Source organism: Pseudomonas sp. LS_2, assembly GCF_042709235.1.
Classification (GTDB): domain Bacteria; phylum Pseudomonadota; class Gammaproteobacteria; order Pseudomonadales; family Pseudomonadaceae; genus Aquipseudomonas.
Genome location: NZ_JAVAYC010000011.1, coordinates 18,539 through 39,790, shown reverse-complemented (window position 1 = coordinate 39,790; position 21,252 = coordinate 18,539). Strand labels below are relative to the sequence as shown.

Genomic DNA, 21,252 nt, shown 5'->3' with positions numbered 1-21,252 from the left:
CCTCAATCCAAGTCCGCCAGCGGGTGACGTCCTTCCCACACCTTGCTGAAATGCGCCTGCACCACCGCCGCTGGCACTTGGGCGACATCGTTCCAGTGCCAGCGCGGTTGGTTGTCCTTGTCCAGCAGCCGAGCGCGCACCCCTTCGCTGAATTCCGGGTGGCGGCAGCAGTTCAGGCTCATGCTGTACTCCATCTGGAACACCTGGGCCAAAGACAGGTGCCGCGCGCGCTTGAGCTGTTCCCACACCAGGTGCGCGGTCAGCGGGCAACCCTCGCGCACACGCTGCCCGGCTTCGGCCAGCAGCGGGTCGGCATGCCGATGCAGGCTGCCCAGCGCGCGCCAGGCCGAGGCCGGGTCGGCGACATCGAGCAAGGCATCTATTTCGCTGCGGCGAGGTAGCCATTGGGGCTCGGGTAGCTCGCCCAAGGCCCGGTGCTGTTCTGCCTTGAGCAGGCTGTTCAGTTGCAGCGCGGTCTGTTCCTGCCAGTTCAGTTGCAAAAGCTCGTCGATCAGCGCGTCCTGTTGGCCTTCACCCATGAAGCGGTCGGCCAGGCCCAGGTCCAGGGCATCGCGAGCGTTGATCGGTGCGCCGCTCAGGCCCAGGAACAACCCCAGCTTGCCGGGCAGCCGGCTGAGGAACCAGCTGGCGCCGACGTCCGGATACAACCCGATGCCCGCCTCTGGCATGGCCAGGCGGCTGCTGGGCGTGACGATTCGCACCCCAGCGCCTTGCAGCAGGCCCATGCCACCGCCCAGCACATGGCCATGCCCCCAGCACAGCAGCGGCTTGGGGTAGGTGTGAATGCGATAGTCGAGCCGGTATTCATCGGCGAAGAAGCGGGCGGCCAAGGGGGGCACGCTGCCGGGTTGTTCGCGGCAGGCGCTGGCCAGGGCACGTACGTCGCCACCGGCGCAGAAAGCCTTGGGGCCTGCTCCGCGCAGCAGCACGCAGACGATGCCGGGGTCGCTGGCCCAAGCCTGCAGGCGCTCGTCGAGCGCTTCGATCATCGCCAGGCTCAGGGCGTTCAGCGCCTTGGGCGCATCCAGGGTGGCGATGGCGATACGCGCGCCGTCGACGCCGCTGAGTACTTCGTATTGAATGGACATGGACTACCTCGTGCAGGTCGTCGCACAAGTATGGCCTGCCTGGGCGAACGTGCCGGTCGCCGGTCGGAGCGATTGACAAGGCGGGACGGCTTTCCTAGTGTCGCGCCACTGAAATTTCTGGAAGACCCCATGACCGACGACGATCGCATCAAGCTCGAACCCAGCTGGAAGGCCGCGCTGCGGGCCGAGTTCGACCAGCCCTACATGCGCCAGCTGCGCGAGTTCCTGCGCCAGGAGCATGCCGCGGGCAAGGAGATCTACCCGCCGGGACCGCTGATCTTCAATGCGCTCAATTCCACGCCTTTGGACAAGGTAAAAGTGGTGATCCTCGGCCAGGACCCTTACCACGGCCCAGGCCAAGCCCATGGCCTGTGCTTCTCGGTGCAGCCGGGCGTGCCTGCGCCGCCATCGCTGGTGAACATCTACAAGGAGCTGAACCGCGACCTGAACCTGCCGATCCCCAGCCATGGCTACCTGCAAAGCTGGGCAGAGCAGGGCGTGCTGTTGCTCAACACCACCATGACCGTGGAGCGCAGCAAGGCGGCGTCACATGCCAATGCGGGCTGGCAGCCGTTCACCGATCGGGTGATCCAGCTGGTCAGCGAGCAGTGCGAGAACGTGGTGTTCCTGCTGTGGGGTTCCCATGCGCAGAGCAAGCAGAAGTTGATCGACGGGACCAAGCACCTGGTGCTGAAGGCGGTGCATCCGTCGCCGCTGTCGGCGTATCGTGGGTTCTTCGGCTGTGGGCATTTCAGTCGCGCCAATGGGTTTCTGGAGCAGCGTGGGCTGGCGCCGATCGACTGGGCGTTGCCGCCGGTTTGAATGGCTGGAACACCGTAGCGCCTTGTTCGCAGGCTTGCTTGCGAGAAGGCGCCGCGGTCAAGGCTGGTTCGCGTTCCAGACCCTGAATATCGGTTCGGCCAGAAACAGCACGAACAACAGCCGCATCACTTGCAACGCCGTCACCAGCGGTACCGACAGTTGCAAGGTCTCAGCGGTCAGGCTCATCTCGGCAATGCCGCCGGGCATCATGCCCAGGGTAAGCGAACGCAGGTCCAGGTGCGTCAGCAGGCTCAAGCCCCAAGCTGCGCCACCTGCGGCCAGCATGCACAAGGCGGTGGCAACCAAGGTACGCCCCAGGAACGACGGCGCACGACGAAAGAACGCGCGGTTGAAGTGACAGGCCAGCCCGCTGCCGATCAGCCACTGGCCAACCTGGCTGGCGCCATTGGGCAAGGCGATTTGCAGGTTGCCTGCCAGGCATACGCTGGCGGCCACCAGCAGCGGGCCGAACAGCCAGGGGTTGGGTTGGCGCAGGCGCTGCCAGAGCAACGCGGCCAATACCCCCAGCGGCGCTATCAGCGCCAGCCAGCCCCAGCTGACACTGCCGGCATGGTGCAGCGGGTCGCCATCGCCCAGCAGCAGCTTGAACAGCGCCGGCACGCACAGCACCACGGTCAACACCCGCAGGCTCTGCGCCGCTGCCACCTGGCTGAGCATCGCACCGTTGCGTGCGCCCAGGTTGACCATCTCCCCCGAGCCGCCCGGCATGCTGGCGAAGTACGCCGTGGCGCGGTCTTCACCGGTGCGCCGCAACAGCCACACGCCGATCACGCTGCAGAGCGTGGTAACCAGCGCGCCGAAGAAGATCAAGGCGAAATGGCTTGAGACCTGCTCGATCACCTCGGGGGTGAAGTGCAGGCCGATTCCGATACCGATGATCCATTGGCCGCATTTGCGGCCATTGGGGATTTCCGTGAGCTGCCAGGGCGTCAGGCAGCGCACCAGGATGATCGCCAGCAACGAGCCGACCATCCATGGCAAGGGCCAGCCGACCAGGCTGGCGACGAAACCGCCCGCCAGCCCGACCAGCCCGGTGGCCCAGAACAGCGGCAACGACCGATCAGGCATCGGCCATGGCCCGGCGCTGCTGGCTGCGCTTGCGCCAGATGCGCAGCAGCGGCAGGCCCAGCATCAACACCACCAGCACCCACACACCCATGCTGATCGAGCTCGACCACAGGATGCTCAGCTCGCCGTTGGAGATCGACAGCGCGCGGCGCAGGTTCTGCTCCATCAGGCCACCGAGGATGAAGCCCAGCAGGATCGGCGACAGTGGGAAGTCCAGCTTGCGCAGGATGTAGCCCATGATGCCGATGCCGACCATCAGGAACAGGTCGAAGGTGGTGGCATGCACGGCGTACACGCCGATCGCGGTGATGATCGCGATTACCGGCACCAGCGCCCAGTTCGGCACGGCGAGGATGCGGGTGAAGATCCGGATCATCGGGATGTTCAGGACCACCAGCATGATGTTGGCAATGAACAGCGAGGCGATCAGGCCCCAGACGATGTCCGGTTGCTGTTCGAACAGCAGCGGGCCGGGGGTGATGTTGTACAGGGTCAGCGCGCCGATCATCACGGCAGTGGTGCCCGAGCCCGGAACGCCAAGGGTCAGCATCGGCACCAGGGCGCCACAGCACGAGGCGCCGATGGCGGTTTCCGGGGCCGCCAGGCCGCGGGCGTCACCCTTGCCGAACTTGCCGCTGGCACCGGCCAGGCGTTTCTCGGTCATGTACGCCACGGCGCTGGCCAGGGTCGCACCGGCACCCGGCAGCACGCCCATGAAGAAACCGAGCAGGCCGCAGCGGATGTTCACCACGAACACCGAGGCTGCTTCCTTGACGTTGAACAGCATGCGCCCGGTGGCTTTCACTGCGGCGTGGCCATGATGGGTCTTCTCCAGCAGCAGGAGGATCTCGCTGATCGAGAACAGGCCAAGCACCAGCACCACGAACTGGATGCCGTCGGCCATGTGCACGCTGTCACCGGTGAAGCGGTAGACGCCGCTGTTGGCGTCGATGCCCACGGCCGATAGGAACAAGCCGATCAGCGCGGCAATGAAGGTCTTCAGCGGCTTGTCGCCAGCCATGCCACCGAGGGCGACGATGGCGAACACCATTAGCACGAAGTACTCCGCCGGCCCGAAGGCGATGGCCCATTTCGCCAGCAGCGGCGCGAACAGCACCATGCCGCAGGTGGCGATCAGCGCGCCGATGAACGAACTCCAGGCCGACAGCGACAGCGCCACACCGGCCAGGCCTTGGCGGGCCATGGGGTAGCCGTCCAGGGTGGTCATCACGGTGGAGGCTTCGCCTGGAATGTTCAGCAGGATCGAGCTGATACGCCCGCCATATTCGCAGCCCAGGTACACCGCAGCCAGCAGGATCAGCGCCGACTCCGGCGGCAGGCCCAGGGCGAAGGCGATGGGAATCAGCAGGGCCACGCCATTGATCGGGCCCAGGCCCGGTAGCAGGCCGACTACGGTGCCGATCAGCGTGCCGATCAGGGCGGTGATCAGGTTGTAGGGGCTCAGGGCGACGCCAAAGCCCTGGCCCAGGTAGCTCAAGGTATCCATGTGTCAGTTCTCCAGTACGTCGAGCAGGCCAAGGGGCAGGGGCACGTCCATCACGCGGTCGAACAGCCAGTAGAGGAAGATGCTCATGGCGATCACCACGATGGCGCTGTGCAGCCAGCGGCCGCCGTACAGGCGCGCCATCGGCAGGCCGATGAGCACGGCGCTGAGGATGAAGCCCAGCGGTTCGAAAGTGGCGGCGAAGACCAGCAGCAGGCCCACGCAGGCAGCGATCTTGGTCAGGGTCTCGCGGTCCAGTTCTGGCTCGTCGTCCTTGCGCACGATCGGCGTGGGGCGGATCGCCAGGTACAGCAGGGCGACGCCCATCAGGCCGAGCATCAGCAGCGGGAAGGCTCGCGGGCCGACCGGTTCATAGGAAAACGCGGCCTGGTAGGGCCAGGCCATCACGGCCAGGATGGCGCAGACCGCCAGCAGGACCAGGGCGAAGATGCGTTGCAGGATCATGAAGAAATCCTCGTTGTGTGTCGGCAGAACGCGGACCCTGTGGGAGCGGGTTTACCCGCGAACCAGGGCGAAGCCCTGGCCATCAATCGCGGTGTCTGCTTCGCGGGTAAACCCGCTCCCACAGGGGGCGGTGCAGGGCTGATTACTGGATCAGGCCGAATTCCTTGGCCAGGGCCTTGTAGTCGGCGACCTGCTTCTTCACGTAGGTGTCCAGCTCCGCACCGGTCATGGCGAACGGGAACAGTTCGCGCTGGTCACGTAGCTTGGCGAAGTCCTCGGAGGCCAGCAGCTTGTCGAACGACTCTTTCCACCAGGCGTACTCCTCGTCGGTCACCTTTGGCCCCAGGTAGAAGCCGCGCACCACAGGCCAGACGATGTCGTAGCCCTGTTCCTTGGCGGTAGGGATGTCTTTCATTTCCGGCTCGTCCAGGCGCTGCTCGGAGAACACCGCGAGGATGCGCATGTTGCCGGCCTGGATGTGCGGCATGGAGTCGGAAATGTCGGTGGAGCCGACCTGGATATGCCCGCCCATCAGTGCGGTGGCGATTTCGCCGCCGCCTTCCAGGGCCACGTAGCGCAGGTCGCGCGGGTTGATACCGGCGGCCTTGGCGATCAAGGCCGTCTGCATCCAGTCCTGGCTGCCGACGGTGCCGCCGGAGCCGATCACCACCTTGCTTGGGTCTTTCTTCAAGGCGGCGACCAAATCCTCCAGGGTCTTATAGGGCGAATCGCTCTTCACTGCGATGGCGCCGTAGCTGGTGCCGACCGCTGCCAGCCACTTGACCGCGTTCTCGTCGAAGCGGCCGAATTTGCCTTGGGCCAGGTTCAGCAACGAACCGCTGGACCAGGCCACCAGGGTGCCGGCATCGGCTGGACGCTGGGCGACCACGGCGTTGTAGGCCACCGCTCCGACACCACCAGGCATGTACGTGACGCGCATGGGCTTGCTGAGGATCTTTTCCTCGACCAGTGCGCTTTGCACCAGCTTGCAGGTGAGGTCGAAACCACCACCGGGCGAGGCCGGGGCGATGCATTCAGGGCGTTTCGGTTCGGCGGCCAGGGCGTTGCCGGCAAGCAGCAGGCAACCGGTGGCGAGAACGAGGCGGCGTAGTGAAAGGTTCATCGACTATCTCCGTACGTGTTGTTGTTGTCGGGGGTTACCACAGGGCCAGGCTGTAGCTCACCAGCAGGCGCACTTCATCGGCGTCGCGGGCGAAGTTCGAGCGGAACGTGGCGTTGCGCAGGCGCACGGCGACGTTTTTCAACGGGCCGCTCTGTACCACGTACTTGAACTCGGTGTTGCGCTCCCACTCCTTGCCCTCGCTGCCATCGGCGCGGCTGACGTTGTCGCCGCTGAGGTAACGGGTCATGAAGGTCAGGCCGGGGATGCCCAGGGAGGCGAAGTTGTAGTCGTAGCGCGCTTGCCAGGAACGCTCGTCGGCGCCGGCAAAGTCGTTGATCTGGACGAAGTTGGTCAGGTACGGGTCGGCGCCGTCGATGTAGGGGAAAGCGCTGTCACCCGACAGGTGCTGGTAGGCGGCGCTGAACTTGTGGCCGCCCAGGGCGTAGCTGAACATGCCGTTGACGGTGGTGTTGTCGATCTTGCCAGCCAGTGCCGAGCCTTGCTCGTCACTCTTGGACAGGCGCAGGTCGGCGCCGAAGGTTCCTGGGCCCCAGGGCTGGGTGGCGACCATGCCGACGAAGTGCTGGCGGTAGATGTCGTCGAGCTGGGCGAAGTGGTAGCTGCCGGTGATGCGGTCAGTGAACTTGTAGTCCAGCCCGCCGAGGTCGTAGTGGTCGGACGAGAACGTCCCGCCGAAACGGCCGTTCTTGTTGTTCAGCGCCAGGTCTTCCCAGTTGGTGTCGTTGCGATCCTTGGCCTTTTCCAGGCGCCCGCCGGTGAAGGTGAGGTTCTTGATCTCGTTGGAGGTCAGCAGGCCGCCTTCGAAGGTCTGCGGCAGGATGCGCCCGTCGTTGGGCTGCAGGGTCGGAAGTTCAGGAATCAGGGTGCCGACCTTGAGTTCGGTCTTGGACACCTTGACCTTGCCGGTCAGGCCGAGCTTGGAATATTCATCGGCGGCCTTGCCGTTGTCATGGGTGGGCAACAGGCCGGTGTCGGTGCGGTCGGGGCTGGAGTCGAGCTTTATGCCGAGCATGCCCAGTGCGTCGAGGCCGAAGCCGACGGTGCCGTCGGTGTAGCCGGATTCGAAGTTGAGCATGAAGCCCTGGGCCCATTCGTCGCGCTTGGATTGCTGCGCGCTGGTGCCGTCGCGAAAGTCGCGATTGAAGTACATGTTGCGGGTTTCGAAGGTGGCCGTGCTGTCTTCGAAGAAGGCGGCCTGGCTCATGGGGGCGACGCCTGCAAAGGCGATAGCGCTGGCAATGGCGCTGGGGCGGGCGCAAAGGGATCGAATAGGCGTAAACGCCTGCGGCTGCATGGACTGCATCGTCGACTGACTCCGTTTATTGTTCTTATTGGTTTGCACCTTGCTGGTGCTTTTTTCGGCGCATGAGGCGACCGTGGTGCGATGCTAGGCCGTCAACCTTTCGCTAACCTTTCAACTTGAAAGGTTTGTTACAAGGGGCTTCACAGCCTCCGCGACGGCGGTACACTCCGCGCCACCGTCCTACCCGAGCAGGGAGATACCGATGCGTGTGCTGTTGGTCGAAGACCATCTGCAGTTGGCCGAAAGCGTGGCCCAGGCCTTGAAGAGCCAAGGCCTGACCGTGGATGTGCTGCACGATGGCGTGGCTGCCGACCTGGCCCTGGCCAGCGAGGACTATGCCGTGGCCGTGCTGGATGTCGGCCTGCCGCGCCTGGATGGCTTCGAAGTGCTGGCGCGCCTGCGTTCGCGTGGCAAGACCCTGCCCGTGCTGATGCTGACCGCCCGCAGCGATGTAAAGGACCGCGTGCACGGCTTGAACTTGGGGGCCGACGACTACCTGGCCAAGCCGTTCGAACTGACCGAGCTGGAAGCGCGGGTCAAGGCCCTGCTGCGGCGCAGCGTGCTCGGCGGCGAGCGCCAGCAGCGCTGCGGGCCATTGGTCTACGACCTCGATGCCCGGCGTTTCAGCCTGGGTGAAGAACCACTCACCCTGACCTCCCGCGAACAAAGCGTGCTCGAGGCGCTGATTGCTCGCCCAGGCCGGGTGATGAGCAAGGAGCAGCTTGCCGCCCAGGTGTTCGGCCTGGACGAAGAGGCCAGCCCCGACGCCATCGAGATCTACGTGCACCGGCTACGCAAGAAGCTCGACGGCCACCCGGTGGCCATCGTCACCTTCCGCGGCCTGGGCTACCTGCTCGAGCACCGCGATGCGTGACGCTGGCAGCCTGCGCGGGCGCTTGCTGGGCAACCTGGCGTTGCTGCTGGTGGTGCTGATGCTGGCCAGCGGCCTGAGCGCCTACTGGAATGGCCGCGAAGCGGCCGATACCGCCTACGACCGCACCCTGCTGGCCTCGGCGCGGACCATCGCCGCCGGCCTGTCGCAGCGTGATGGCACCCTCAGCGCCGACGTGCCCTACGTGGCCCTGGACACCTTCGCCTACGACAGCGCCGGGCGTATCTACTACCAGGTGCTGGATATCAACCAGAAGCTGATTTCCGGCTACGAGAACCTGCCGCCGCCGCCGCCAGGCACACCGCGCACTGACGATTACCCGGCGCTGGCACGCTTCTACAACGCCACCCACTTGGGTCAGGACGTGCGAGTGGTGAGCCTGCTCAAGGCGGTGAGCGAGCCGAACATGAACGGCATGGCCGAGATTCGCGTGGCCGAGACCGAAGAAGCGCGGGTCAGCATGGCCCGTGGCCTGATGGCCGATACCCTGCTGCGGTTGGGCATGCTGGCGCTGGGCGCGCTGGGGATGGTGTGGTTCGCCGTCAGTGCCGCGCTGCGCCCGCTGGAACGCCTGCGCACTGCGGTGGAAGAGCGTCAGCCCGACGACCTGCGCGCCTTGCCGGTGGTGCAGGTGCAGCATGAACTCAGCCCCTTGGTGCGCGCCTTGAACCACTTCACCGAACGCTTGCGCGGGCAGTTCGAGCGCCAGGCGCAGTTCATCGCCGATGCAGCCCACGAACTGCGCACCCCGCTGGCGGCGCTCAAGGCGCGGGTCGAGTTGGGCCTGCGTTCACGCGAGCCGCAGGAGTGGCAGCAAACCCTCGAAGCCGCTGCCCAGGGCACCGACCGTCTGACTCATCTGGCCAACCAGTTGCTGTCGTTGGCCCGGGTGGAAAACGGCGCGCGGGCCATCGCCGAGGGCGGTGCCCAGCGTCTTGACCTCAGCCAACTGGCGCGCGAGCTGGGCATGGCCATGGCGCCGCTGGCCCATGCCAAGGGCGTGGCGCTGGCACTGGAGGCCGAGGCGCCGGTGTGGCTCAAGGGCGAGCCGACCTTGCTCAACGAGCTGCTCAGCAACCTGGTGGACAACGCCCTGGCCCATACCCCGAGGGGCGGCAATGTGATCTTGCGGGTGCTGGCGCCGGCCGTGCTGGAGGTGGAAGACGATGGGCCGGGCATTCCCGAGGTGGAACGCGAACGGGTGTTCGAGCGTTTCTATCGGCGTGGTGTGCAGGGGAGCGGGCTGGGGTTGGCGATCGTTGGCGAGATTTGCCGGGCGCATCTGGCGCAGATCAGCCTGCACGACGGCGAGAAGGGCGGGTTGAAGGTGCGGGTGAGCTTTATCGCTGACTAGGCGGGTGTTCGTTTCAAACCTCAGCGGCTTCATTCGTGGGCAAGCCCGCGAATGAAGCCGCTGCGGCCTTCAGCCGCGCAGCATTTCCCGTGCCTCGAGAAGTTCCATCAGGTCCAGGTCCTTACCGGGGGGCAGGCGCAGGTGATGGTAGGCGGGCAGGGTGGTCAAGGGCCGACCGCGGCCACGCAGGCTGAGGGAGCGGGCGACCTGCACGATGCCGATGTAGTCGATGTTGTCGGTTTCGCGCTCCAGGTCCTGTACCTGGCTGGGCAGCTTGACCAGCTGCTCGGGGAACTCCCAGGTGCTGAGGATCTTGTCGCCCAGCACCGGCTGGATCTGCTCGATCACATAGTGCAGGCACACCGGGTCCGACAGCAGTTCGTTGTGCTCTTCGGCGTAGATCAGTACCGGCAGTGCACCAATCTGGTGGACCAGCCCGCCAAGGGTGGCCTGGTCGGGTTTGAGGTGGGTGTACCTGCGACAGATTTCGTAGCTGATACCCGCTACTTCGAGGCTGTTTTCCCAGATATCGCGAAGCTTTTGCTCTACGGCGGGCGAGCGGGCGTGGAAGATCTGCTCGATCACCAGGCCAATGGCCAGGTTGCAGCTGTAGTTGACGCCCAATCGGGTGATCGCGGTGTGCAGGTCGGTGACTTCCACCATCGCCCGCAGCAGGGGGCTGTTCACGACCTTTATCAGTCGTGCCGAGAGGGCCGCGTCGCGGCCAATCACACGGCTCAAGGCGGCCACGCTGATCTCGCTGTCCTCGGCAGCTTCGCGGATGCTCAGGGCAACCTCGGGAAGCGTGGGCAGGACCAGGTCGTCATTGTCGATGGCGGCCAGCAGTTGCGCTTGGACCATTTCGGCCAGGTTGTTCATGGACTTCTCTACCGCAGTGGTGGAACGGCCCCGTCAGGCAGGCGGGGCGTGCAGGTCAACGCTGGATTTCCTGGTCTCGGTCCAGTGCGTAGGGCAGGTCGAGCAGCGTAAGGCGGGGGCCTTCGAGGCTGCCCAGGTGCAGGTTGTCGTCCTCCACCGCATCGGCACTGAGCACGGCCAGCAGCTCGCAGCCCGCACCATTGCGCGCCGCGATCACCACTTCGCCTACCGAGGAGCCGTGGGTGGGCGAGAAGATCTCGGCCCCAGGCGCCGGGGTATGCTCGCCGGGCAAGGCCAGGCGGTACTGACGGCGCTTGAGCTTGCCCAGGTACTGCATGCGGGCGACGATTTCCTGGCCGGTGTAGCAGCCTTTCTTGAAACTCACGCCACCCACCGCTTGCAGGTTGATCATCTGTGGGATGAACAGCTCGCGGGTCGGGCCCATGACCTGGCCGATACCGGCCCGCACCTGGCCCAGCAGCCATTGCTCGAGGCTGCCCGGGTCGAGGTGCCCGGCCAGGGTTTCGCTGATTTGCGCTGCCTGTTCGGCGGGCACCCACAGTTCCACGCGGCCGGGGGATACACGCACGGCGATCAGCTCGTCGCGACGCGCTGTGGCGCCGGCCTCTTCAGGTACCGCGAGCGCCAGGGCAGCCAGCGCAGCATCGGCCTGCTGCAAGCCGAAGCGCGCCCAGGCGGCGCTTTCGTCGGTCAGCGTAGCCTTGGAGAACACCGCGTACTTCTTCAGGTCGGCCAGCTGCATTTCGAGCAGTTCGCTGGCCATGGCCAGCAGGTAGCCGTTGCCCTGGGGCAGGATGCGGAAGCTGGATTGCATGCGGCCCTTGACCATGCAGCGGGCGCCGAGGCTGGAATGCTCGAGGTCGAGGTAGTTGAGGTTGCAGGTCAACTGGCCTTGCAGGAATTTGCCGGCGTCGGAGCCGCGAACGGCGAGGATGCCCTCGTGGGACAAGGAGGTGAAGAAAGCGGAGTCGGCCATGGGTCATCGCGGTTGGTAAAGACTGGCGGCCATCATAGAACGCCAGTAACAAAATAGGTAGGTGACCAGACCAACGCCTTGTACCGCCACCTTGGCGCCGCTGTATACTAACCGGCCATTCGAGGAGGGCCCCATGGTCGAACAAACTGAACTCAACCGGCTTTTCTGGCACAGCCGCCGCGGCATGCTGGAACTGGACGTACTGCTGGTGCCATTCACCCAGGAGGTCTATGCCACCCTCGGCGAAAGCGACCGCGAGCTGTACCGTCGCCTGCTGACCTGCGAGGATCAGGACATGTTCGGCTGGTTCATGGAGCGCACCGAGTCCGAAGACCCGGAGTTGCAGCGCATGGTTCGCATCATCCTGGACCGTGTCCAGCCCAAGTGACAATTTCCAGTGCCGTTGGCAGGGCTCTCGCCTGCTGCTGACGGCCTACCTCGTCGGCCAGTCCCTGGCGCTCTCGACACTGTTGCTGACGGCACTGCCTGTCTGGCTGGTGCTCTCCCTCGGCGTTGCCTGTCTTGCCCACGCCTGCTGGGCCATTCCCCGTCGTATCCTGCTGACTCACCGCAATGCCATCACCGGACTGCGGCGCGATGCCGGTGGCTGGCAGTTGTTCTGTCGCGCCAGGGGCTGGCAGCCGGCGCGCTTGTGCCGTGACAGCGTGGCGCTGCCGGGGCTGGTGGTGCTGAGGTTTGTGCGCGAGGGGTGGTGGCTGGGGGAAGGGGTGTGTGTCGTGCGCGATGGGCTGGCGCCGGACGAGCATCGGCGCCTGCGGGTAAGGTTGAAGTTCAGCCGACGGCGGTGGGCCATTGCGCGCTCGACTTGAAGGCCCTTCGCGGTGCGTCAGAACGGGCTGAGTAGGGTGTCCTTGGCTTCGGCCAGCATGTCCGGATAGTCCAGCGTGTAGTGCAGCCCGCGGCTCTCCTTGCGCTGCATGGCCGAGCGAATCATCAGCTCGGCCACCTGCGCCAGGTTGCGCAGCTCGATCAGGTCGCGGCTGACCTTGTAGTTGCTGTAGAACTCGTCGATCTCGTCCAGCAGCAGGCGCACTCTGTGCTCGGCACGTTGCAGGCGCTTGTTGGTGCGCACGATGCCGACATAGTCCCACATGAAGCGCCGCAGTTCGTCCCAGTTGTGCGCAATGATCACGTCTTCGTCGGAGTCGGTGACCTGGCTTGCATCCCAGCACGGCAGGGCCTGCGGCATGCCCACCTGGTCCAAATGGGCTTCGATGTCGGCGGCCGCCGCCCGACCATAGACGAAACACTCGAGCAGCGAGTTGCTGGCCATGCGGTTGGCGCCGTGCAGGCCGGTGAAGCTGGTCTCGCCAATGGCATACAGGCCGGGCACGTCGGTGTGGCCGCGGGCATCGACCACCACCCCGCCACAGGTGTAGTGCGCTGCTGGCACCACCGGGATCGGCTGGCGGGTGATATCGATGCCGAAGGTCAGGCAGCGTTCGTAGACCGTGGGGAAGTGGCCCTTGATGAAGTCGGCGGGTTTGTGGGTGATGTCCAGGTACACGCAGTCCACGCCCAGGCGCTTCATCTCGTGGTCGATGGCGCGGGCCACGATGTCCCGCGGCGCCAGCTCCTCACGCGGGTCGAAGCGCGGCATGAAGCGCTCGCCATTGGGCAGGCGCAGCAGCGCACCTTCGCCGCGCAGGGCCTCGGTTACCAGGAAACTCTTGGCCTGCGGGTGGTACAGGCAGGTGGGGTGGAACTGGTTGAACTCAAGGTTCGCCACCCGGCAACCGGCGCGCCAGGCCATGGCGATGCCATCGCCGCAGGCGCCGTCCGGGTTGCTGGTGTAGAGGTAGACCTTGGCCGCGCCGCCGGTGGCCAGCACGGTGAAACGCGCGCCGAAGGTGTCCACCTCGCCGCTGCTGCGGTTCAGCACGTAGGCGCCCAGGCAGCGCTCGCCAGCCAGGCCCAGGCGCCGCTCGGTAATCAGGTCGACCGCTACGCGCTGCTCCAGCAACTCGATGTTCGGGCGCTTGCGGGCCTGTTCCAGCAAGGTGGTGAAGATGGCCGCGCCGGTGGCATCGGCGGCATGGATGATGCGTCGGTGGCTGTGGCCACCTTCGCGGGTCAGGTGGAATTCAAAGCCGCCGTCATCGACGCTGGCGTGTTCGTCGCGGGTAAACGGGACGCCTTGTTCGATCAGCCATTCGATGGCCTCGCGGCTGTGCTCCACGGTGAAGCGAACCGCATCTTCGTGACACAGGCCGCCGCCTGCGTTGAGGGTGTCCTCGACATGGGACTGCACAGTGTCTGCATCGTCCAGTACCGCGGCAACGCCGCCCTGGGCCCAGAAGGTCGAGCCGTTGGCCAGGTCGCCTTTGCTCAGCACGGCGATGCGCAGGTGGGCAGGAAGGTTCAGTGCCAGGCTGAGGCCGGCGGCGCCGCTGCCGATCACCAGGACATCGTGTTGGAATTGTTTGCTCATGTCGGGACACTAGTAATCAAGAGGGGGGGCGCGGCACAATAGTCAGGCATAGGTGGCATTGTGAAACTATCGTGGAAAGTGGCCGGGCAGCCTTTATAGCAGCCCCGTAGGCCTGATTTCCAATGGTCCATGCACGGTAGTGGCGATCTTTGTGGGAACTTTCCGGCACCCCTGGAAATCTCATGAAGGCTGCCCGCACGCCATATTTTGCTGCGGCGACGCAAGGCAGTAGTCCTGATCCAGGGCGACACCTGCGTATCCGATTCATCGATTATCGACGTAGCCGGCAGCGACCGCGCTGCGTCTTTCGTGCGAGCCGACCAAGGGCCGCAGGAAACTTGCTTGGAGGGGAGAACTTTTGCGAAAAGCTCGAGTCTATGGTTGCAAGCCTGAACGATGGCTACTGCAGCGCTCCTTCGAGTTCACTGAGGAGTGTTCATGCTAACCCAGGAAGAGGATCAGCAGCTTGTCGAGCGTGTCCAGCGTGGTGACAGGCGAGCGTTTGATCTGTTGGTGCTGAAGTATCAGCACAAGATTCTCGGGTTGATCGTGCGGTTCGTTCACGACACCCACGAAGCCCAGGATGTGGCGCAGGAAGCCTTTATCAAGGCCTACCGTGCGCTTGGCAATTTCCGCGGAGACAGTGCTTTTTATACTTGGCTGTACCGCATCGCCATCAACACGGCGAAGAACTACCTGGTGTCCCGTGGAAGACGGCCACCAGACAGTGATGTGAGCTCCGAGGATGCGGAGTTCTATGACGGCGATCATGGTCTCAAGGATCTCGAGTCCCCAGAGCGCTCGTTGTTGCGGGATGAAATCGAAGGCACTGTCCATCGCACCATCCAGCAACTGCCTGAAGATTTGCGTACGGCCCTGACTTTGCGTGAGTTCGACGGTTTGAGTTACGAGGACATTGCCAGTGTCATGCAGTGTCCGGTGGGTACCGTGCGCTCTCGAATCTTCCGCGCTCGGGAGGCCATAGATAAAGCCCTGCAGCCGTTGTTGCAGGAAACCTGAGACAGCGGCGACAGCCAAGAGAGGAACCGCCATGAGTCGTGAAGCTTTGCAGGAATCGCTGTCCGCGGTGATGGATAACGAAGCGGACGAACTGGAACTGCGTCGGGTGCTGAGCGCCGTAGACGATGCAGAAACCCGCGCCACCTGGTCGCGTTACCAGGTAGCACGTGCAGCCATGCACAAGGAGCTGTTGCTGCCCAAGCTGGATATCGCCTCGGCAGTATCCGCTGCGCTGGCTGACGAAGCCGTGCCTGCCAAGGTCAAGAGTGGCCCATGGCGCAGCATTGGTCGCCTGGCTGTTGCCGCTTCGGTGACCGTTGCCGTGCTCGCCGGTGTGCGTCTTTACAACCAGGACGAGATCACCGGTGCCGAGCTGGCTGCACAGCAGCCTGCCCAGCAGGGGCTGACTTTGCCACAGGCTCAAGGCCCAGCCGTTCTGGCAGGCTATAGTGAGAGCAGTGAGCAACCGACCGGGCCTATGGCCAACGGCGTGCTGCAGAACCAGGCCGGCTGGGATCAGCGCCTGCCAGGCTACCTGCGCCAGCATGCCCAGGAATCTGCGCTCAAGGGCACTGAAACCGCACTGCCGTATGCCCGCGCTGCCAGCCTGGAAACCGCCAAGTAAGGAGGATCATGCGCGCGCTACCTCTCCTGTCGATACTGCTCGGCAGCTGCCTATCGCTGCCAGCATTGGCAGCCAACTCCTCGCCTGAGGCGAATGAGTGGCTGAACAAGCTGGCCCAGGCCGAGCAAAAGCAGAGTTACCAGGGCTCCTTTGTCTACGAACGCAACGGCAGTTTCTCCACGCACGACATCTGGCATCGCGTCCAGGACGGCAAGGTCAACGAGCGGCTGTTGCAGCTCGATGGCGCGGCTCAGGAAGTCGTGCGGGTTGATGGCAAGGTGCAATGCGTCAGTGGTTCCCTGGTAAGCGGCGTGGGCACTCCGCCCGATTCAGCACCACGCGTTCTCGACCCCCTCAAGCTGATGAGCTGGTACGACCTTGCAGTCGCCGGCAAGTCGCGGGTTGCCGGACGCGATGCGGTCATCATCTCCCTCAGTCCTCGCGACCAGCACCGCTATGCCTTTGAGCTGCATCTGGACCGTCAGACCGGCTTGCCCTTGCGCTCGTTGATGCTCAATGACAAAGGCCAACTGCTGGAGCGTTTCCAGATGACCCGCCTGGACACCGACGATCTGCCCAGCGACCGTGATTTGCAGGCCAGCGCGGCATGCAAGCCCATCGAACGTGTAGTCAGCAAGACCGCCGATACGGCGGCGGGTTGGCGCTCCGACTGGCTGCCGCCGGGCTTCGAACTGGTCAATAGCGCCGTAAGACGTGACCCGCAGCGCAACAGTCAGGTCAGTAGCCTTATGTTCGACGACGGCCTGGCACGTTTCTCGGTGTTCCTCGAGCCGGTCAAAGGCGATGCGGGTGTCGATACCCGGGCGCAACTGGGGCCAACCGTCGCGGTATCCCGCCATCTCAACACCCCCAAGGGCAAGGTGATGGTCACCGTGGTCGGGGAGATTCCCCTTGGCACGGCAGAGCGTGTGGCGTTGTCCATGCGAGCCCAGGATGCCCAGGCGAGTCAATGAGGTTTGCTGCCTTTTCTACAGCTCGCGTGGTATGCGGCTGAAATGAAATTAAAGCATTGTCATTTGCAATCCTTCGGTAAATTTTCTATAGGTCAGGCTCTTCACGGAGTCTGGCCTTTCCTGCTTCTGCAGTGGCCCTACTGCTAACTACGCTCGTTGTGACGGGAGCCGTATGTCAATACCACGCTTGAAAACCTACCTATCGATGTTCGCCGCCGTGCTGATGCTCGGCCAGGTGCTGACTGCCCAGGCCGAGGAAGCCCTGCCGGACTTCACCACCCTGGTCGAGCAGGCCTCGCCGGCCGTGGTCAACATCAGTACCAAGCAGAAGCTGCCCGACCGGCGCATCGCCGCCGGCCAGATGCCTGACCTGGAAGGCCTGCCGCCGATGTTCCGCGAGTTCTTCGAGCGCAACATGCCGCAACAGCCGCGCTCGCCGCGCGGTGACCGCCAGCGTGAGGCGCAGTCCCTGGGTTCGGGTTTCATCATTTCCAGCGATGGTTACGTCCTGACCAACAACCACGTGGTCGCCGATGCCGACGAAATCATCGTCCGTCTGTCCGACCGCAGCGAGCTCCAGGCCAAGCTGGTGGGCACCGACCCGCGCACCGACGTGGCCCTGCTCAAGGTCGACGGCAAGAACCTGCCGATCGTGAAACTGGGTGACTCGCAGAAGCTCAAGGTCGGCGAGTGGGTGCTGGCCATCGGCTCGCCGTTCGGCTTCGACCATTCGGTGACCAAAGGTATCGTCAGTGCCAAGGGCCGCACCCTGCCTAACGACACCTACGTGCCGTTCATCCAGACCGACGTGGCGATCAACCCGGGGAACTCCGGCGGACCGCTGTTCAACATGAAAGGCGAAGTAGTCGGCATCAACTCGCAGATCTTCACCCGTTCCGGCGGCTTCATGGGCTTGTCGTTCGCCATTCCGATCGATGTGGCGCTGGATGTCTCCAACCAGCTGAAGAAAGACGGCAAGGTCAGCCGTGGCTGGCTCGGCGTGGTGATCCAGGAGGTCAACAAGGACCTGGCCGAGTCCTTCGGCCTCGACAAGCCGGCGGGTGCGCTGGTGGCGCAGGTGCTTGAGAACGGCCCGGCGGCCAAGGGTGGCTTGCAGGTGGGGGATGTGATCCTCAGCCTCAATGGCCAGCCGATCGTCATGTCGGCCGACCTGCCGCACCTGGTCGGTGGCCTGAAGGATGGCGACAAGGCCAAGCTTGAGATCATTCGCGAGGGCAAGCGCCAGAACCTGGATATCACCATCGGCGCGCTGCCGGACGACGATGCCGACATCGGCGTCGGTGGGCAGGCTGGCGCGGAGCGCAGCAGCAATCGCCTCGGGGTGTCCGTAGCCGACCTGTCGGATGAGCAGAAGAAATCCCTGGAACTCAAGGGCGGCGTAGTCATCAAGGAAGTCCAGGATGGCCCGGCGGCGCTCATCGGCCTGCGTCCAGGCGATGTCATCAGCCACCTGAACAACCAGGCGATCAGCAACGCCAAGCAATTCACCGAAATTGCCAAGGACCTGCCGAAGAATCGCTCGGTGTCCATGCGTGTGCTGCGTCAGGGGCGCGCAAGCTTCATCACCTTCAAGTTGGCGGAGTAATCTGCCGGATGTGCAGGAAAGGGCAGCTTCGGCTGCCCTTTTTAATTCGTTACCTTTTGTTGGCGCGAGCTTGGCCCGCGATAGCCTTGTTCCAGGCCGTGATGCCGCCTGATCGGGGGACCGGGTTTCGGCCCGCGGGTGTGCTCGGCCCGATGAGGACGCTCCCATATCCGTGCAGCTTGAGGTACAATTCCCGGCTATTTTTCGGCGGGCGTACGGCTCGCAGCCTTTTCGAGTGTTGACCTGTGAGTGATTTGAGTCATATCCGCAATTTCTCCATCATCGCCCACATCGACCATGGCAAGTCGACGCTGGCCGACCGTTTCATCCAGATGTGCGGTGGCCTGTCGGCACGCGAAATGGAAGCCCAGGTCCTTGACTCCATGGACCTCGAGCGCGAGCGCGGTATCACCATCAAGGCCCACAGCGTCACGCTGCATTACAAGGCCCAGGACGGCAATACCTACCAACTGAACTTCATCGACACCCCCGGTCACGTCGACTTCACCTATGAGGTCAGCCGTTCCCTGGCGGCGTGCGAGGGTGCGTTGCTGGTGGTCGACGCCGGTCAGGGCGTCGAGGCCCAGTCGGTCGCCAACTGCTACACCGCCATCGAGCAGGGCCTGGAGGTCATGCCGGTGCTGAACAAGATGGACCTGCCCCAGGCCGACCCCGATCGCGTCAAGGACGAGATCGAGAAGATCATCGGCATCGACGCGACCGACGCCGTGGCCTGCAGCGCCAAGAGCGGCATGGGCGTGGACGAGGTTCTCGAGCGTCTGGTGCAGACCATTCCCGCGCCGGAAGGCGACATCGAAGCGCCATTGCAAGCGCTGATCATCGACTCCTGGTTCGACAACTACCTTGGCGTCGTCTCCCTGGTGCGCGTACGTCATGGCCGGGTGAAGAAGGGCGACAAGATCCTGGTCAAGTCCACCGGCAAGGTGCACCTGGTCGACAGCGTAGGGGTGTTCACGCCGAAGCACACCCAGACCGCCGACCTCAAGGCCGGTGAAGTGGGCTTCATCATCGCCAGCATCAAGGACATCCATGGTGCGCCGGTGGGTGATACCCTGACCCTCTCGTCGACCCCTGAAGTCGCCGTGTTGCCAGGTTTCAAGAAGATCCAGCCGCAGGTCTACGCCGGCCTGTTCCCGGTCAGTTCCGATGACTTCGAGGACTTCCGCGACGCCCTGCAGAAGCTCACGCTCAACGACTCGTCGCTGCAGTACATGCCGGAAAGCTCCGATGCCCTGGGCTTCGGCTTCCGTTGCGGCTTCCTCGGCATGCTGCACATGGAGATCATCCAGGAGCGCCTGGAGCGCGAGTACGACCTGGACCTGATCACCACTGCGCCAAGCGTGATCTACGAGCTCGAGCTCAAGACCGGCGAAACCATCGTCGTCGACAACCCCTCGAAGCTGCCTGACGTTTCATCCGTCGCTGATTTCCGCGAGCCGATCGTCACCGCTACCATCCTCGTGCCTCAGGAACACCTGGGCAACGTCATCACCCTGTGCATCGAGAAGCGCGGCGTTCAGCGCGACATGCAGTTCCTCGGTAGCCAGGTGCAGGTAAGCTACGACCTGCCGATGAACGAAGTGGTGCTGGACTTCTTCGACAAACTCAAGTCCACCAGCCGCGGTTATGCCTCGCTGGACTATCACTTCGATCGTTACCAGTCGGCCAACCTGGTCAAGCTGGACGTGCTGATCAACGGTGACAAGGTCGACGCCCTGGCATTGATCGTGCATCGTGACAACGCCGCCTACAAGGGCCGGGCGTTGACCGAGAAGATGAAGGAACTGATCCCTCGTCAGATGTTCGATGTGGCGATCCAGGCAGCCATCGGCGGCCAGATCATCGCGCGGACGACCGTCAAGGCGCTCAGAAAGAACGTGCTGGCTAAATGCTACGGTGGCGACGTGAGCCGTAAGAAGAAGCTGCTGGAAAAGCAGAAGGCCGGTAAGAAACGCATGAAGCAAGTGGGCAACGTGGAAATTCCACAAGAAGCCTTCCTTGCCGTGCTCAGGTTGGATAGCTAGGTCCTATGTCGCTAAATTTCCCGCTGTTGCTCGTCATCGCCGTTGCCGTCTGTGGCTTGTTGGGCTTGATCGACCTGCTGTTCCTGGCCCCGCGCCGGCGAGCGGCGGTCGCCAATTACCAGGGTAGCGTCAACCAGCCTGAAATGGCCGTGGTCGAGCGCCTGAACAAGGAGCCGCTGCTGGTCGAATACGGCAAGTCGTTCTTTCCGGTGCTGTTCATCGTGCTGGTGCTGCGCTCGTTCCTGGTCGAGCCGTTCCAGATCCCCTCGGGGTCGATGAAGCCGACCCTGGAAGTGGGTGATTTCATCCTGGTGAACAAGTTCTCCTACGGCATTCGCCTGCCGGTGATCGACAAGAAGGTCATCGAAGTGGGTGACCCGCAGCGTGGCGACGTCATGGTGTTCCGCTACCCCAGCGACCCGAATGTCAACTACATCAAGCGTGTAGTCGGCCTGCCGGGTGATGTGGTGCGCTATACCAGCGACAAGCGGCTGTTCGTCAACGGCCAGCCGATCGCCGAGCAACTGGTCGGTACCGAAGCCGGTTCCCTGGGCAGCGCCGAGCTGTACAAGGAAAAACTCGGCGCGGCGGAGCACCTGATCCGCAAGGAAATGAGCCGCTACCGCATGCCGCCGGACCAGCAATGGACCGTGCCGGCCGGCCATTACTTCATGGTGGGCGACAACCGCGACAACTCCAACGACAGCCGCTACTGGGACGATCCAAGCATTCCCAGGGAACTGCACGGCATGGTTCCGGACCGCAACATCGTCGGCAAGGCCTTCGCCGTGTGGTTGAGCTGGCCGGAGCCCAAACTCGGCCACTTCCCAAATTTGTCCAGGGTTGGCCTGATCCACTGATACCCTTCGGCGCTGCCTGTCAGGCAGCGCCGATTGCATTTCTGACATAGGCTGTGTTCTCAGGGATCGGGAATTCGTCGTTCTTGAACGGCAAACCACAGCCAAACAGTCT

General features: G+C 63.9%; 20 protein-coding genes. 11 read left to right on the top strand and 9 right to left on the bottom strand.

Going from position 1 to position 21,252, the window contains the following annotated elements; translation table 11 throughout:
- Positions 1-2: 2 nt before the first annotated feature.
- Positions 3-1,109 carry an enoyl-CoA hydratase/isomerase family protein gene (locus tag RAC97_RS12345; RefSeq protein WP_375100527.1) on the bottom strand — a complete coding sequence of 369 codons (1,107 nt, stop codon included), beginning with the start codon at positions 1,107-1,109 and terminating at the stop codon, positions 3-5.
- 129 nt (positions 1,110-1,238) lie between these two features.
- On the opposite strand from RAC97_RS12345, the gene ung reads away from it, so the two are divergent.
- Positions 1,239-1,931 (top strand): uracil-DNA glycosylase, encoded by a 693-nt coding sequence (gene ung / locus RAC97_RS12340; protein ID WP_375100526.1) that lies wholly within the window; start codon positions 1,239-1,241, stop codon positions 1,929-1,931.
- A 57-nt stretch (positions 1,932-1,988) separates the two neighbouring features.
- Here the strand turns inward: ung and RAC97_RS12335 are convergent, their stop codons facing one another.
- From RAC97_RS12335 to RAC97_RS12315, 5 genes are all read right to left on the bottom strand, one after another.
- A complete protein-coding gene (locus RAC97_RS12335) occupies positions 1,989-3,020 on the bottom strand; it encodes an AbrB family transcriptional regulator (protein WP_375100525.1) in 1,032 nt (343 codons plus the stop codon).
- Positions 3,013-4,527 carry a tripartite tricarboxylate transporter permease gene (locus tag RAC97_RS12330; protein ID WP_375100524.1) on the bottom strand — a complete coding sequence of 505 codons (1,515 nt, stop codon included), beginning with the start codon at positions 4,525-4,527 and terminating at the stop codon, positions 3,013-3,015. Before RAC97_RS12330 ends, RAC97_RS12335 begins: the two co-directional genes overlap by 8 nt.
- Before the next feature lie 3 nt (positions 4,528-4,530).
- Positions 4,531-4,989 carry a tripartite tricarboxylate transporter TctB family protein gene (locus RAC97_RS12325; protein WP_375100523.1) on the bottom strand — a complete coding sequence of 153 codons (459 nt, stop codon included), beginning with the start codon at positions 4,987-4,989 and terminating at the stop codon, positions 4,531-4,533.
- Positions 4,990-5,131: 142 nt separating this feature from the next.
- Positions 5,132-6,112 carry a Bug family tripartite tricarboxylate transporter substrate binding protein gene (locus RAC97_RS12320; protein WP_375100522.1) on the bottom strand — a complete coding sequence of 327 codons (981 nt, stop codon included), beginning with the start codon at positions 6,110-6,112 and terminating at the stop codon, positions 5,132-5,134.
- 34 nt (positions 6,113-6,146) lie between these two features.
- Positions 6,147-7,436: an OprD family porin gene (locus RAC97_RS12315; RefSeq protein WP_375100521.1), complete on the bottom strand. Its 1,290-nt coding sequence runs from the start codon at positions 7,434-7,436 to the stop codon at positions 6,147-6,149.
- Positions 7,437-7,638: 202 nt separating this feature from the next.
- Here RAC97_RS12315 and RAC97_RS12310 point away from each other — a divergent pair, with 202 nt between their 5' ends.
- Both RAC97_RS12310 and RAC97_RS12305 read left to right on the top strand, forming a co-directional pair.
- Positions 7,639-8,310, top strand: a complete 672-nt coding sequence (locus RAC97_RS12310; RefSeq protein ID WP_375100520.1) for a response regulator — start codon at positions 7,639-7,641, stop codon at positions 8,308-8,310.
- Positions 8,303-9,682, top strand: coding sequence for a sensor histidine kinase (locus RAC97_RS12305; protein ID WP_375100519.1), 1,380 nt, complete (start codon positions 8,303-8,305; stop codon positions 9,680-9,682). Before RAC97_RS12310 ends, RAC97_RS12305 begins: the two co-directional genes overlap by 8 nt.
- Before the next feature lie 69 nt (positions 9,683-9,751).
- On the opposite strand, the gene RAC97_RS12300 is transcribed toward RAC97_RS12305, so the two are convergent.
- Complete coding sequence (locus tag RAC97_RS12300; protein WP_375100518.1) at positions 9,752-10,561, bottom strand: HDOD domain-containing protein; 810 nt, start codon at positions 10,559-10,561, stop codon at positions 9,752-9,754.
- A 55-nt stretch (positions 10,562-10,616) separates the two neighbouring features.
- The gene (locus tag RAC97_RS12295; protein ID WP_375100517.1) at positions 10,617-11,558 is read right to left on the bottom strand and encodes a YgfZ/GcvT domain-containing protein; all 942 of its coding nucleotides are present in this window, start codon (positions 11,556-11,558) and stop codon (positions 10,617-10,619) included.
- A gap of 133 nt (positions 11,559-11,691) precedes the next feature.
- Here RAC97_RS12295 and RAC97_RS12290 point away from each other — a divergent pair, with 133 nt between their 5' ends.
- Positions 11,692-11,946: a succinate dehydrogenase assembly factor 2 gene (locus RAC97_RS12290; protein WP_375100516.1), complete on the top strand. Its 255-nt coding sequence runs from the start codon at positions 11,692-11,694 to the stop codon at positions 11,944-11,946.
- Positions 11,930-12,388: a protein YgfX gene (locus RAC97_RS12285; RefSeq protein WP_375100515.1), complete on the top strand. Its 459-nt coding sequence runs from the start codon at positions 11,930-11,932 to the stop codon at positions 12,386-12,388. The genes RAC97_RS12290 and RAC97_RS12285 overlap by 17 nt, the downstream gene beginning before the upstream one ends.
- Positions 12,389-12,405: 17 nt before the next feature.
- Here the strand turns inward: RAC97_RS12285 and nadB are convergent, their stop codons facing one another.
- Entirely contained in the window at positions 12,406-14,010 is a 1,605-nt protein-coding gene (gene nadB / locus RAC97_RS12280; RefSeq protein ID WP_375100514.1) for an L-aspartate oxidase, read from the bottom strand.
- Positions 14,011-14,448: 438 nt separating this feature from the next.
- Here nadB and rpoE point away from each other — a divergent pair, with 438 nt between their 5' ends.
- From rpoE to lepB, 6 genes are all read left to right on the top strand, one after another.
- Complete coding sequence (rpoE, locus tag RAC97_RS12275; RefSeq protein WP_003252049.1) at positions 14,449-15,030, top strand: RNA polymerase sigma factor RpoE; 582 nt, start codon at positions 14,449-14,451, stop codon at positions 15,028-15,030.
- A 31-nt stretch (positions 15,031-15,061) separates the two neighbouring features.
- On the top strand, positions 15,062-15,655 hold the full coding sequence (locus RAC97_RS12270; protein ID WP_375100513.1) for a sigma-E factor negative regulatory protein: 594 nt from the start codon (positions 15,062-15,064) through the stop codon (positions 15,653-15,655).
- Between the two features lie 8 nt (positions 15,656-15,663).
- Positions 15,664-16,629, top strand: a complete 966-nt coding sequence (locus tag RAC97_RS12265; protein ID WP_375100512.1) for a MucB/RseB C-terminal domain-containing protein — start codon at positions 15,664-15,666, stop codon at positions 16,627-16,629.
- Positions 16,630-16,834: 205 nt separating this feature from the next.
- Positions 16,835-18,235 carry a DegQ family serine endoprotease gene (locus RAC97_RS12260; protein ID WP_375100585.1) on the top strand — a complete coding sequence of 467 codons (1,401 nt, stop codon included), beginning with the start codon at positions 16,835-16,837 and terminating at the stop codon, positions 18,233-18,235.
- A gap of 245 nt (positions 18,236-18,480) precedes the next feature.
- Positions 18,481-20,280: a translation elongation factor 4 gene (lepA, locus tag RAC97_RS12255; RefSeq protein ID WP_375100511.1), complete on the top strand. Its 1,800-nt coding sequence runs from the start codon at positions 18,481-18,483 to the stop codon at positions 20,278-20,280.
- A 5-nt stretch (positions 20,281-20,285) separates the two neighbouring features.
- Positions 20,286-21,140, top strand: coding sequence for a signal peptidase I (lepB, locus tag RAC97_RS12250; RefSeq protein WP_375100510.1), 855 nt, complete (start codon positions 20,286-20,288; stop codon positions 21,138-21,140).
- Positions 21,141-21,252 lie beyond the last annotated feature (112 nt).

Bases quoted from the DNA above. Each gene is read 5' to 3' on its own strand.
- RAC97_RS12305 (WP_375100519.1), top strand. From the start codon at position 8,303: ATGCGTGACGCTGGCAGCCTGCGCGGGCGCTTGCTGGGCAACCTGGCG.
- RAC97_RS12345 (WP_375100527.1), bottom strand. From the start codon at position 1,109: ATGTCCATTCAATACGAAGTACTCAGCGGCGTCGACGGCGCGCGTATC.
- RAC97_RS12330 (WP_375100524.1), bottom strand. From the start codon at position 4,527: ATGGATACCTTGAGCTACCTGGGCCAGGGCTTTGGCGTCGCCCTGAGC.
- RAC97_RS12310 (WP_375100520.1), top strand. From the start codon at position 7,639: ATGCGTGTGCTGTTGGTCGAAGACCATCTGCAGTTGGCCGAAAGCGTG.
- RAC97_RS12270 (WP_375100513.1), top strand. From the start codon at position 15,062: ATGAGTCGTGAAGCTTTGCAGGAATCGCTGTCCGCGGTGATGGATAAC.
- RAC97_RS12325 (WP_375100523.1), bottom strand. From the start codon at position 4,989: ATGATCCTGCAACGCATCTTCGCCCTGGTCCTGCTGGCGGTCTGCGCC.
- rpoE (WP_003252049.1), top strand. From the start codon at position 14,449: ATGCTAACCCAGGAAGAGGATCAGCAGCTTGTCGAGCGTGTCCAGCGT.
- RAC97_RS12335 (WP_375100525.1), bottom strand. From the start codon at position 3,020: ATGCCTGATCGGTCGTTGCCGCTGTTCTGGGCCACCGGGCTGGTCGGG.
- RAC97_RS12300 (WP_375100518.1), bottom strand. From the start codon at position 10,561: ATGAACAACCTGGCCGAAATGGTCCAAGCGCAACTGCTGGCCGCCATC.
- RAC97_RS12320 (WP_375100522.1), bottom strand. From the start codon at position 6,112: ATGAACCTTTCACTACGCCGCCTCGTTCTCGCCACCGGTTGCCTGCTG.
- ung (WP_375100526.1), top strand. From the start codon at position 1,239: ATGACCGACGACGATCGCATCAAGCTCGAACCCAGCTGGAAGGCCGCG.
- lepB (WP_375100510.1), top strand. From the start codon at position 20,286: ATGTCGCTAAATTTCCCGCTGTTGCTCGTCATCGCCGTTGCCGTCTGT.
- RAC97_RS12315 (WP_375100521.1), bottom strand. From the start codon at position 7,436: ATGCAGTCCATGCAGCCGCAGGCGTTTACGCCTATTCGATCCCTTTGC.
- nadB (WP_375100514.1), bottom strand. From the start codon at position 14,010: ATGAGCAAACAATTCCAACACGATGTCCTGGTGATCGGCAGCGGCGCC.
- RAC97_RS12260 (WP_375100585.1), top strand. From the start codon at position 16,835: ATGTTCGCCGCCGTGCTGATGCTCGGCCAGGTGCTGACTGCCCAGGCC.
- RAC97_RS12265 (WP_375100512.1), top strand. From the start codon at position 15,664: ATGCGCGCGCTACCTCTCCTGTCGATACTGCTCGGCAGCTGCCTATCG.
- RAC97_RS12290 (WP_375100516.1), top strand. From the start codon at position 11,692: ATGGTCGAACAAACTGAACTCAACCGGCTTTTCTGGCACAGCCGCCGC.
- RAC97_RS12295 (WP_375100517.1), bottom strand. From the start codon at position 11,558: ATGGCCGACTCCGCTTTCTTCACCTCCTTGTCCCACGAGGGCATCCTC.